The following is a 12984-nucleotide window of genomic DNA, read 5'->3' as shown; positions in this document are numbered from 1 at the left end:
CGCTATGTCCGCTCTCCACTATTTCCACTCTGGTGCGCGCCCACCATTGGCATAATACCGACCGAGAAATTCATCGCGATATTCATAAAAACGGCCTTCGATAAGAGCCTGCCGCGCATTATGCACCAGCGAAACAATGAATTGAATGTTGTGAATACTGCACAGAGTGCCCGCTAAAAACTCTTTAGCTTTGAGCAAATGGTGAATATACGCGCGAGAATACTGGCTAACGTACCCTTCTATTTCATCATCGATAGGGCGAAAATCGCGGGTAAACCGTGCCGTCTTCAAACTCAATCGGCCGTCTAACGTGTAAACGCCTCCGCGCCGACCCAGCCGCGTTGGGGACACACAATCAAAAGTATCTGCCCCTGCCTCTATTGCGGTGAATAAATCATCAGGCTCGCTAATCCCTAATAAATGGCGCGGTTTATTCTCTGGCAAAACGTCGGTGGCCCATCCGACGATAGTTCCCAGCGCACTTTTTTCCAGAGCACCACCGATCCCGAAACCGCCGAAACCACGTCGGCCCTCGGCCTCGAACTGGTCCGACATATCGACCAATGATTGCGCAGCGTGGCGTCGTAAATCTTCATATTGAGCGCCCTGAACCACACCCCACAAGGACTGAAGTGGCTTACCGACGCGGGCCTCCGTCAGCCGGTTATGTTCCTCGAGACACCGCTGAGCCCACCGTCGGGTTCGCTCCACCGACTCCTCTTGATATTCCCGCGAATCCATGAGCGTCGTCAGCTCATCAAACGCGAACATAATATCGGCGCCTAACCCATGTTGGATTTGCATCGATTTTTCGGGTGTAAAGCGATGCTTGGACCCATTAATAACGCTGCGGAAATTAACGCCATCCTCATCGACATGAGCGTAACGCTCTTTATGACGGGCTTTCACATCCTCGGGTTTAATATCCTTGGTGTCCATAGCTAACACCTTTTTAAACCCGACACCCAAGCTCATCACCTGAAATCCGCCAGAATCGGTGTATGTCGGGCCATGCCAATTCTCAAACTTGGCGACGCCACCGGCCTCATCGACCAGATCAGGCCCCGGCTGAAGATAAAGGTGGTAAGCGTTCGAGAGGATCGCTTGAGCACCGGTTGCTCTGATTTGCTCTGGAGTGAGCATTTTTACCGTTGCTTTTGTTGCCACAGGAATAAAAGCTGGCGTGGGAATATCGCCGTGAGGAGTATGGATTACTCCGGCACGTGCTTTCCCCGCGGAATTAATGACGTCGAATGACGTATCGGTGGCACGTGAGCCCGCTACGGTAGGGGATTCAGTCATGACAGCAAGAGTAGCAACGGCATGCCCATGGTTACGAAGCTCAGTGGCATGGGCACGTTTCAGCTCTGGTCAGCGCCGGATCTGCTAGCTCTCCCACCATTGGCGCTCGGGAACTGCCATCGTGCCGTCTTGAAGCGGCTTCACGCCCAAGGCTTGGTGCAGCTGCACAATATTGTGGTCGAATCCCCACGCGGAGCCAGCCATATAAACCCCATAGAGCTTCGCCGTAGCTTCACTTACTTCGTCGCAGGCAGCATCCCAATTCTCTTCCAAGTTGTTGCACCATGCTTTGAGGGTTCGAGCGTAGTGAGGACGTAAGTTTTCCTCGTGCATCACTTCAAAGCCTGCACCCTGCATATTCGCAATGATATTGCCTGAACAGTGCAGTTCTCCGTCGGGGAAAATATATCGATCAAGGAACGGGCCAGCATTGGTCTTGGCCTCATTAATCGGGCGAGTAATGCAGTGGTTGAGTATCAATCCGCCCGGGCGAAGCTTGTTGAAAAGAAATGAAAAGAAATCGTGGTAATTAGCGGTACCGATGTGTTCCAGAATGCCGATAGCTGAAATGGCATCGAAATCTGATTCCGGAATATCGCGATAGTCTTGGAACCGCACCTCAGCGAGATCGCTAAGCCCCTGATGAGCAATCTCTTCATTAGCCCACTCGGCTTGTTCTCGTGACAAGGTTGCCCCGATTGCCTTGACTCCGTGGCGGGCGGCATAGCGGACCATTCCGCCCCAGCCGCAGCCAACATCAAGAAGTGTATCCCCTGGTTGTAGGCGTAATTTATCGAAAACAAGGCGGTATTTATTTTCTTGCGCTTCCTCTAGACTGGCGGAGGAATCGGGATAATAAGCGCAGGTATAGGTCATCGACGGCCCTAAAAACAGTTCATAAAACCTATTCGAGACGTCATAATGGTGGCTAATTGATTCTGCGTCCCGTTGCTGAGAATGCCGGGACAAACCATCAATAGCACGCTGCCAAAAGGGCACCATTTCCTGCGGAGGCTGAGGCAAATTCCGGAAGGCATCCATCGCCGCCAACGAACCAATAATCCGACGGACCGTGGACGGCGATAGCTTTTTTAGACGAACAGTCCGCAATACCCCGAACAAGTCATAGGGGTTCGCAGGATGGGTACCGCTCACCCGCAAATTATCGGTTAGATAAGCACGAGCGAGACCTAATTCACCGGGAGCCGTCGCGATATAGGCTAAGCCGTCTTTGGTGATGTGGATTCCCATCTCGCCGGAAGCGCCCGCCGAAGTCGCCGAACCATTCATCGCCCCAGCCGAGGACCCGTCGAAAGCGGTCACGCGAATGGGGAAGTCAGCGATGGCGTCGATAATCTCGCCCACCGTCATGGGATCTGATGCGGGCCGAATCAACTTAGTTAAAGGGGTGCTGAGCAGCGCCGACATGATCGTCGGGTCGGCACCGACCATGCTGGTTGTGTGGCGGGCAAGTCCGGGAATTTTCACCATGACGATTAACTGTACTAATAGCTACGTCCGCTAGCTACGCTTTCCACCAGGGGCGCAGCGGAAGATGCCACGTCCCGTCGTCGGGAAGTTTCTGGCCCAACACCTGGTGGAGCTGAATGATGTTGTGGTCGAAACCCCACTCGGAACCGGCCATATACAGACCGAACAAACGCGCCGTGGAGGGCTCCACCAACGTGCTAGCCTCGTCCCAATTCTTCTGCAGATTTAGGCACCAATCACGCAGCGTGTGGGCATAATGCGGCCGCAGATCTTCCTCATGAACAACATCAAAACCGACGTCCTGCATGCGGGTAATGATGGTGCCCGCGCCGGTCAGCTCGCCGTCGGGGAAAATGTAACGTCCAATGAACTGGCCTGTCCGCGTCGGGCGGTTATGTGGCCGCGTAATGCAGTGGTTAAGGATCATTCCCTCAGGCCGCAATTTGCCATAGAGGAAGCTAAAGAATGATCGATAATTCTTCGGACCAATGTGCTCCAAAATGCCGATAGCAGAAATAGCATCGAAATCGCTCTCGGGAACATCGCGATAATCCTGGTAACGGACCTCCGCGAATTCCTCCAGGCCCTGACGCTTAATTTCTTCATTAGCCCACTCAGCCTGCGCATGAGACAGCGTCACGCCCAACGCATGAACACCACGTTTGGCGGCATAGCGGACCATTCCGCCCCAACCACAACCGACATCAAGAAGACGATCGCCCTCTTTCAGCCGCAACTTATCAAACACCAACCGGTATTTGTTTTCTTGAGCCTCTTCCAATGTTGCATTCTCAGTGGGGTAGCACGCACAGGTGTACGTCATGGATGGCCCTAAGAAATGCTCGTAAAAGCTATTGGAAACGTCATAATGATGGCTAATCGCTTGTGCATCGCGAGCCTTAGAGTGCCGACGAGTCGACTTCGCCACTCCCTCCATCGCGCCCCGAAGAGCCTTGTGCCACCCAGGGATAACTTCCTGGTGGGGGATGGGGAGGCGTCGGAAAGCGTGATGATTGCGTAACTCGCGGATCAGTTTGGCAATCACACGAGGATTCTTAGAGATGGAAACGGTCGAATACGCCTTTTGTAAATCGTCGAAAAGGACATACGGGTGGGCAGGATGAGATCCCTTGCCTTCAACAGTCAATGCGCCCGTCACATAAGCCCGGGCAAGTCCTAAATCGCCCGGTGCCGTCGCGATATAGGCCAGAGCATCCTCGTTTTCTAAACGGACAGTAATTTCGCCCGAACCAATGGAGCTTCCGTCATAAGCCTCCACCTTGAAGGGCAGCGGCCCTTTCGTAATAGATGCGATGATATCTGCGACAGTCATACTCAATGCGCCCGACTCTTTTCTCTTCGTCCTCAGGTATTCGGCTGGCGCAATGGCGCTACACGGCAGGTGTTCGCCTAATGACCTCGCATGTCGGTAGCGTCATCGCGTCGCAAATAGTTACAACCATAGTAGTACTGAGCGCTTGCCTCGCCACGTCGGGCGGAATTCGCTTATTTCCCGCCTACTGCTTTGTCGAAAAGACCAGGGAAACGATGGTTCGGGTCATAAATGTTCTTCACCAGCTTTGGAATACTGCCGCCATAAAGCGCGGAAAATTCCTCTTCCGAATAAAAAGCCTCCGAATAGAGTGACTTATGTCCGCCCAAGTCACGAATCTTTCTTTCAATAACACGATTAAACGCGCCGGGCTGAGGATCATCCGTCAAATCCACCGGCACCGAGGACCAAAAACCAATATTGACCCATACATCACCCACCGACAACGGGTACAGCGGCCACGGATGGGAGCCAGCGCCATCAGCCAGGGCAACATCAGAGGACAACACATTGCCGCGCGTCGTCAACGATGACGACTCCTCCGCCAGCTTGATTGGGCACAACCACACAGGCTGGATCTCGCTGGCCTGGAAGAACCACTCGAGGAAGTCCGGCACCTTATCCGTCGTCACTTCGACATCCTGAACGACGCGCTCACGGGCGGGACGGTCATGGTGAGCCTCAATCCGGTCCGCCAAATCCCACCGCTTGTCGGCCCCCACAATCTTCCAATAGAACGACGACCGCAACAGCCCATCAGGCCACATCCGACGGATCGTGGGATTCTGCGCACCGAACGCACGCGAGCACCAGAACCAGTCCGTATCCCACCGCCACAAGTAATCGTGCATGGTCAGCGTGTCGCGAGTCGTGCCCTCGGGGTGCTGCAAGGAACGGTAATAAATGTGCTCACGCGTGTAATCGGACACTCGAGGCGGAACGTCCGACGATTGCCTACCCAAGACCAAATAGCCCTCGGTAGGAGAAAACACCACACCATCTAAATAATCGACAGGCTCGCCGTCGTACTCGTGGCTGGACACAATGCTGTCAATAGCAGCGGCAATAGAAGTGAGGTCGTGAAAGCGAACGTGCCTAAGCTCCACGAACGGCTTAATTTTTTCAATCTTTATTTTGATTCGAACCGCATACCCTAATGAACCATACGAATTGGGATAGGCGCGGAAAAGATCAACATTTTCGACGGGACTACAGGTCACAATATCGCCCGTGCCAGTCAAAATATCCATCTCGATGACGGATTCGTGGGGCAGACCATTGCGGAAACAGCTGGACTCCACACCCATGCCGGTAATAGCGCCGCCCAATGTAATGGTCTTCAACTCCGGCACAACATAGGGCGCGAAACCAAACGGAAGCAAGGTATCCACAAGGTTTTCATATGTGCACATGCCTTGAACGTCGGCCGTCTGCGCTGCGGTATCCACGGCAATGACCCGGCCGAGACCCTCGACATTCAAACCGGGCGTCTTTGTTGCCGTTCGAGAGCGGAAAAGGTTCGACGTTTTCTTCGCCAACCTCACCTGCGCTTCTGACGGAATAGCGTCGAAAGATTTCTGAAGCTCATCGATACCTTTTTGGTGTTCAAACCAGCCAATGGGATCGATGACGCGCCGGGACCCATTACCCCAATGCGCTGCAGTTAACTCCTCTGGAGGAAGACCACCCCGTGGCCCCGGAACCACATCGGGATCAACCCCGATATGGCTGCTCACTCGAGAGACCCCAGAGACCGCGGCACTGGATAATCCTTGCGCCGCAGATCGGGCGGTCGTGCCAAGGGCGGAGTCGCCAAAAAGGGCAGAGGGGCGGAGATGGTCACGCAAAGTCATGACGTAAAGTCTATGCGCTCCCGGCGAAGCTGCGACACCTCATTGTTTAATTCCCTAGCCAATTCGAGATGCTTCGACCCCATATCCAGGCTATCCAGGTCACCACGAATCGACGGATCGATGTCATCGCCCAGCGGTGGGAGATCATCCACCTCCACACCCAGCGCCCGAGCGATAAGTACGTCGGCAAGCTGCGGATTCCGCGCTAGCGCCGGTCCATGCATGTACGTCGCAATAATCGATCCTTGGACGGCACCTTCGGCCGAGGTCTGATAATCAGCGTCATCGCCGTCAAGGTGGACCGTCTCCGCGCCATACGTGTCACAGTTGCCGGTCCCGTGAAGCACGCGTCCCAACGGGCGGGCATCCGGGCCCAAAATCGTTGCACCCATGTGGTTCGCAAAACCAGTGAGTTGGTCAGTCAGCCCGCGCGTGAAGTTATCGGTTCGTGCCGACGTCGTGCTCTGCTGCTCAGCCTGAAGCGGCTCCGAGCGAAGTTCACCGATCATGCGGACCTTCAGACTCGACGTCGTCGCATCCAACAGTCCAAGGCCATCCACCATGGAACCGGACGCCCGGAAGGATTGCCCAAACACCTGCAGACCAGCGCAAATAGCAAGAATAGGGGTGCCCTTGTTCGCGGCGCGAATAATTCCCCCGTCGGCACGAAGATGCTCGGAAGCAAGAATCTGGGCAGTATCCTCACCACCGCCGACGGTGTACAAATCCAAACTGTCCGGGACGGGGTCGCCAAGATGAATCGGAACAATCTCTGCAGCCACCCCGCGGAGACGCAGGCGTTGGCGCACAATCAGCGCGTTGCCGTCGTCGCCATAGGTGCCCAACACATCGGGCAAAATCAGGCCGATCTGGAACTGCGATGATGACTGCCGCGAACCTGACGGCGAAGACACAGCGTGGGTTTTAGCGGGCATCGGTGTCCTCCTTGTCTGCGGTGTTCTGCTTCGAGTCCTTGGCGACGGCGCGGTCAAGGGCGCGCTTGAGGTCGCGGAAGGCCGTGTAGTTGGCCAGCACTTCCACCCGACCAGGCGGGCACGTTCTGATGGCTTCCAGTGCATCCTTCACCAGTTGGTGGCGGACGCCAGCGTATCCCAGCCGAACGGCCAGGTCAGCACCGCGCTCGCCGGCGGCAACCACCGCTAACTCGTCGAGGTTCTCAAACCGAACGTCCCATAGCCAGGACAGGTCTACACCGTCGGCGACCTGCCCATTTGTCGCAATGACCAGGCCATCCGCGGACCGATCAACCATGCTCAGCGCCTCTTGCCAACCGGCAGGATTCTTAGCGAGCAACAGATGAACGTCGCGCCCGGCATACGAGACCGTGGAATAGCGGCCGGCCACGGACTGCACGTTTTCGGTCGCTGCCAGGCCTTTCTTCACATCCGCGCCCAAGGCCAATGCGGCCACCACCGCTTGGGCTGCGTTGCCACGGTTCGCGTCTCCCGGCAGCGACAATGTCAGGGGTAGAACGGTTCCCGGCGGCACACCCGTTGCCTTTGCCGCGGACTCAGAATCGATACGTAGCCCGTCGGGCGTCATTGAATAATCCGGGGAGGGACGTCGGAACTCGGAGCCATCGGGCAGAGACTTCGCTGCGTACCACTCAACATGGTTGGTCGGTTGCGACGACGAGTCAGCCGCCATCGTATCCGACACCTCGCGTCGAATAATCGCGCCACCAGTACGTGGACACGATGTTGATTCACCCTGCCAACCTAAACCAGCCGACACCCACACCACGTTCGGACTATCCCACGCGGCCGACGTCACCATGACATCGTCGCAGTTAGCTACCACGGTCATGTCGGGATGCTTATTCACCGCCCCCCGCAGCGCCCGCTCAATACTGTTGATCTCTCCCACACGATCAAGCTGGTCACGGCTCAAATTGAGCAGCACCAGCACCTGCGGGTCGAGCTTGTCGGCAATGGCCGGCACATGCATTTCATCGACTTCCAACGTGGCGACGTCATAATCGCCACCTGCACGCAACGCGGACACGACCCCCGCGTCCATGTTGTCCCCGCCTTCATTGGTCGCGGTGGTGAAAGCGGTGCGCGCGGCAGCGGCCAGCATCCGAGTCGTTGTGGACTTACCGTTCGTTCCTGTCACCAACGCGACGGGGCGGCCCGCGTTGATCCGGCCCATGATCATCGGATCAATCGCTGCGGCAATCATCCCGCCGATCATCCCACCAGAGCCACGGCCCGTTTTCTTCGAGGCCCACGTAGCTGCGTCGGCAAGAGCAAGAGCAGCCCGACCCTGAGTGTTTAATTGGGCCTTCGGAGTATCGCTGGTCACGCTCGTGATCCGAGCTTCCAGGGAGTCACTGACACTATCCGCGCTGGAGCGAAGTATCTGGTCAGCGCGCTGACGGAACGCGTGCAGCGAGCTCACGGCGCGTTCCCGTACGCCAGAACGAGTGGAATCCGAGTTTTCGGTCATTGTCCTAGAATACGTGGCTCCCGGACACATGCCACTTCAGTACGGGAGCGCTGTGAATCCTTTTCGGGGCCGCTTGCCCTGCCGAGAGTGCGAGTTATGGCTGGTCGGGCGCCATTTATTGCTGTCCGGTTTAGTGCTGCTTGACGTCGGTAGCCTCCTCGGCCAAACGCATAAACTCGGTGTCGCGAACCAGGGGAATACCCTTCCGATGTGCATGCAAGGCGCGCCCCTCATGAGGAGCCCCATCGTGCTCTAATCCGTGGCCCGTGCCATTGAACACAACCAACGACGTCTCGCGGGTTAGCTTTTCGGAATAAGTCAGCCCAGCCCGCACAGCTGCTTCGATCAGATCATCAGGATTCATATCGACCTCGGGCGCGACCGTGACAACCATGCCGCGCTTGAGCTTCTGACCCGGCGACCACGCACCCGGATTAGGCGCAATGACCGGGGCTAATGCCGCATCAATTCGTATTGCCGACCGCTGCAGCCCCACTCGATCCGCCCGCAGATCATGCGGATCACGCTTATCGACGTTGTCCCAGGCGTCATCATCGGCCCACACCAGCGGGGTAGGGGCATCGCCTGGACGCGCGTTATCGTTCTTGCCGACGCCGTTCTCGTCGCTGTGATCTTCGTCCTCGCTCTGGTCCCCACCATGATCCTCGTCGCCATGGTTATCCCCACGACGCTCGCGCGCCTCGTGCAACGCAAACGCCGCAGCGTTGATGGGCTCAATCCCGGCGCGATCAAGCTGTTCCATGGCCAGCTCACCCACCAGAACAGCGTCGGCCTGAAGAAGCTGCAGAGGGTCGATGCTCCGTCGTCGATCAGATGCCTGCGCCCCAACGCCGGGAAGCGTCGTGTACGCATCGGGCGAGGAATCCATGTCTAACACCGTGGTCGCCGGGAGCGTGTCGTCGACAAGGTTGTAAGCGGCAGCAATTCCCCGCAGGCGAGTTTCGGCGATGGGCAGCCCCTGCCGCCGGGCCGTCGCTTGTGTGTCGATGATCGATACCGGGCGAGGGACGTGCCCATTATGGCGACGCCTGCGCTGCCGACGGTTTTTTGCCGACGCGGAACGGACCGTTCGACGTGCCTCCTGCGCGATGAAACCCCAGGTGGTGGCGGTGTCGTGGACGATCAGGACGCGGCCGTCGATAACGCGATCAATTTGCCGCAGCGTGGAACTGAAGCGCGGGGCCGTGCGGAACGCCTCGGGGGCGAGGCCGAAGAGGTGGAGCGGGCCGGGGTCGGCGTCGGTGTTGAAGACTCGTTGCCAGTTGGACACGGGCAGGCCGTCGGCGTCGAAAAATGCTGCGTCGAGGGCCAGCATGCGGCCTGTTGAGGGATGGATGTTAGTTGTGCGTAGTACGACGGCCACCATCGGCGCGTCGTCGATGGACGGGATAGGCTCCCGCGGCGAGCGCACATGGGTGTTTCCGGCGTTGTATTTATCCTTGTCCGGGTTTGTGATGACGCCTTCGGCCGCCAATCCTTGGCGAGTGCGATGCGGGCCTGGGGTTGCGGGCGCTCGGGTCTCAGACTTTCGGTGTGAAGGTGCCCGGGTTACGGATGATGGCTGCGTGCCCGACGAAGGCTTCCGACGTTCCGGCTGCGTCGACGAATCCGACTGTTCTGGCTGCCGCGCCGGGCGTTGGTCCTTCGTTTCGTGCTGTTGACTGCGCTGTCCGGCGTTGGGCGCCGCGGCCGGCCGGTTACTCCGCCGCCGGGCCCGTCGGCGATTCTTCTTCCTCCCATGCTGCGAGCTGGAGTTATCCCCACCCGAGGACGCGTTCGAGGCGTCGCTCCCCGAGTTCTCCTTCGCGCGCTGCTGCTTATTTCCGTGCTGTGCGGAATAGGTGGCGCGGCGTCGACGTCGCTCACGGCGCGCACGCGAATTATTACGGGAACGGCGATGCCCGTCGTTCGACCGCGACCCTCCGGTGTTGCTTCCCCCGCGGTCGGGGTCGACGTCGTGTGAATGTGACGTACGAGCGTCGGAGCCCCGGCTGGTGGAGGAGTGATCGGAGGTCGATGTCATGCCCGATATGCTACCCGGCGACAAACTTGTTGACGTTTCGGGTAACGAATGACGGAACAAGGCGGATCAGGTAGCGCAATGTGAGGTCCAGGCCTGACACGGAGTAAAAATGCCGCTGCCGCTCAAAGACATTCGCTGGGTGAACAGCTTTCCACACAACCTCGGCCACCTGCTCCGGCGTAATCCGCACCCCGAGCCGCTTCGTCGACGCTGCATCGACGTCGGCAAGAGCCGTTTTCGCCCACAGCGGTTGAAGAGCGACGACGCGGATCTTGCTTTTCCTCCACTCAAGATCCAGCGCCTGAGTGAACCCCGTGACGAAGAACTTGGACGCGGAATACGGCGTGATGTGCGGTTGGCCGTAGAGCGCCGCGGCGGAACTCATGTTGACCAGGTGCGCGCCGGGTGTGCGTGACAGGTACGGATGTGCGGCCCGTGCTCCGTAAATAACGCCGGTGCAGTTGATGTCGCACTGTTTCTTGATGATTTCGGGGGACTGGCCGACGATGTCGTGGTCGCCGATGATGCCGGCGTTGTTATCGAGCACATCCAGCCGCCCACCGGTGTGCGCAGTGAAGTCTGCCAGCGCCTCTTCCCATTGCTCGTAGTTGGTGACATCGAGTTCACCAGTGATGATGTCGGGATAATCGCGGGATAGTGCCTCGAGGGCAGCGGCGTCGATATCGTACACACCGACAATCCAGCCTTCCTTGTGGAATCGGAGTGCGACCTCACGGCCAATGCCCGACGCTCCGCCCGAGATAAAAATACTTTTACGTTGTGAAGTACTCATGTGATCAATCTAACCTTTTTGGTCGTCCCTCGCGTACACTTCGAAATATGTTTGCACCCAAATGTTCTACGTTTCTTCCGGACCGGCTGTTAGAGGGCCCTTTGCCCGACGATCTCGCCGCGGAACTTCGTGCCCTCACCGTCAACACCGCCACCGGGAGTGTTGACACCGAAAAACGGCACAACGTAGAGAATCCGTGGGACGGCACAATCGTCGGCTGGGTGGGTATCGGCACCACAGACGACGTCGCTCACGCTTTCCGACGCGCCCGCGAGGTGCAGAAAACATGGCGTGAAACCCCCTTTGATCAGCGCAAACGAATACTCACGCGCTTCCACGACCTCGTGTTGAAGAAACGTGACCTCCTACTCGACATTATCCAGTTGGAAACGGGGAAGGACCGCGCCTCCGCCTTCGACGAGGTGATGGACGTCGCGAATAACGCCCGCTATTACGCAAACGCGGCCGAAAAACTAATGCGTCCCGCCCGACGGACAGCCGGCATTCCCGTGCTCGGAAAAGCGCGCGAATATCGTTCGCCGAAGGGTGTGGTAGGGCAAATTACCCCATGGAATTACCCCCTCACCCTCGGAATATCCGATGCCCTCGCGGCCATCGCCGCCGGAAACACGGTGGTGGCCAAGCCTGATTCCGATACACCGTTTTGTTCGCTCATCTGCGTACAGCTGCTCAAGGATGCCGGACTGCCCGACGACGTCATCCAGATCGTCACCGGCCAAGGTCGTGTCGTCGGATCCGCCATTGCCGACGCGTGCGACTACCTGATGTTCACCGGATCGACGAAAACCGGCCAGCGCCTGGGCGAACAAGTAGGGCGACGGCTCGTCGGCTTCTCCGCAGAACTGGGCGGGAAAAACCCCATGATCATTACGGGAGATGCCGACGCGCGCCGGGCGGCGTCATGCGCCGTGAACGCGTGTTTTTCCAACTCGGGGCAGCTCTGTGTGTCCATCGAGAGGATCTACGTTGTCCAGGACATGTACGACGACTTCGTCAGTGCTTTCATTGCCGAAGTCAACCGCATGAAACTCGGCGCCGGCTTCGATTGGTCCGTCACCATGGGGTCCTTGGTCAGTAAAGAGCAGCTCGCGACGGTGGAGTCTTTTGTCGACGACGCGCGCGAGAAGGGTGCACGCATCCTCGCAGGTGGGCGTGCTCGCCCGGATCTCGGCCCGTGTTTTTACGAGCCGACCGTGGTCGAGGGAGTGTCGGATGACATGAGACTCAAGCGCGACGAAGTCTTCGGCCCGGTGGTTTATGTCGAGAAGGTCAACACCGTGGACGACGCGCTCGCCCGGGCAAATGACACGAACTACGGGTTGAACGCATCCGTCGTCGGCCCGTCCGACACGGCTTGGAACATTGCGCGTCGTGTTGAGGCAGGAACGGTCAACATTAACGACGGCTATGCGGCGGCATGGTCGACGGTCGACGCCCCTCTCGGCGGCGTGAAAGACTCCGGAATGTCCCGCAGGCACGGGGCGGAGGGGCTGCTGAAGTACACGGAGTCTCACACCATCGTGGAGATGCAGGGGATGCCGGTCAGCGGCCCGCGTTTCCTCAGCCGGAAACTCTATGCCGCCATCATGGGAAGGCTCCTCGGCGTCGGGCAAAAACTCCGGCTCCTGAAGTAGCCTTTCCTGGGGCCCGGCACAGCCGCGCTGCCCATCAAGTCAGC

The 12984-nt window shown here is 58.0% G+C and carries 9 protein-coding genes; 1 reads left to right on the top strand and 8 read right to left on the bottom strand.

The annotated features are described in order from the left end of the window. Positions 1 to 18: 18 nt before the first annotated feature. From tgt to JMN36_RS08440, 8 genes are all read right to left on the bottom strand, one after another. On the bottom strand, positions 19 to 1302 hold the full coding sequence (gene tgt, locus JMN36_RS08475) for a tRNA guanosine(34) transglycosylase Tgt (RefSeq protein ID WP_221924217.1): 1284 nt from the start codon (positions 1300 to 1302) through the stop codon (positions 19 to 21). An 84-nt stretch (positions 1303 to 1386) separates the two neighbouring features. Beyond that, positions 1387 to 2673: a class I SAM-dependent methyltransferase gene (locus JMN36_RS08470; RefSeq protein ID WP_204088607.1), complete on the bottom strand. Its 1287-nt coding sequence runs from the start codon at positions 2671 to 2673 to the stop codon at positions 1387 to 1389. Between the two features lie 154 nt (positions 2674 to 2827). After that, complete coding sequence (locus tag JMN36_RS08465; protein ID WP_204087874.1) at positions 2828 to 4126, bottom strand: SAM-dependent methyltransferase; 1299 nt, start codon at positions 4124 to 4126, stop codon at positions 2828 to 2830. A gap of 173 nt (positions 4127 to 4299) precedes the next feature. Then, positions 4300 to 5979, bottom strand: a complete 1680-nt coding sequence (locus JMN36_RS08460) for an FAD-binding oxidoreductase (RefSeq protein WP_221924216.1) — start codon at positions 5977 to 5979, stop codon at positions 4300 to 4302. After that, a complete protein-coding gene (locus tag JMN36_RS08455) occupies positions 5976 to 6914 on the bottom strand; it encodes a type 1 glutamine amidotransferase (RefSeq protein ID WP_204087875.1) in 939 nt (312 codons plus the stop codon). Before JMN36_RS08455 ends, JMN36_RS08460 begins: the two co-directional genes overlap by 4 nt. Next, positions 6904 to 8448, bottom strand: a complete 1545-nt coding sequence (locus JMN36_RS08450) for a MurT ligase domain-containing protein (protein WP_236881769.1) — start codon at positions 8446 to 8448, stop codon at positions 6904 to 6906. The genes JMN36_RS08455 and JMN36_RS08450 overlap by 11 nt, the downstream gene beginning before the upstream one ends. A 130-nt stretch (positions 8449 to 8578) precedes the next feature. Then, positions 8579 to 10492, bottom strand: a complete 1914-nt coding sequence (locus tag JMN36_RS08445) for a hypothetical protein (protein WP_221924215.1) — start codon at positions 10490 to 10492, stop codon at positions 8579 to 8581. A 10-nt stretch (positions 10493 to 10502) separates the two neighbouring features. Next, a complete protein-coding gene (locus JMN36_RS08440) occupies positions 10503 to 11285 on the bottom strand; it encodes an SDR family oxidoreductase (RefSeq protein WP_221924214.1) in 783 nt (260 codons plus the stop codon). 47 nt (positions 11286 to 11332) lie between these two features. Between JMN36_RS08440 and JMN36_RS08435 the strand changes: the two genes are divergently transcribed. Then, complete coding sequence (locus JMN36_RS08435) at positions 11333 to 12940, top strand: succinic semialdehyde dehydrogenase (protein WP_204087878.1); 1608 nt, start codon at positions 11333 to 11335, stop codon at positions 12938 to 12940. Positions 12941 to 12984: the final 44 nt, after the last annotated feature.

Source organism: Corynebacterium pseudokroppenstedtii (assembly GCF_019754945.1).
Taxonomy (GTDB): domain Bacteria; phylum Actinomycetota; class Actinomycetes; order Mycobacteriales; family Mycobacteriaceae; genus Corynebacterium; species Corynebacterium pseudokroppenstedtii.
The sequence above is the reverse complement of the archived record's forward strand: the minus strand, read 5'-3'. Positions and strand labels throughout refer to the sequence as shown.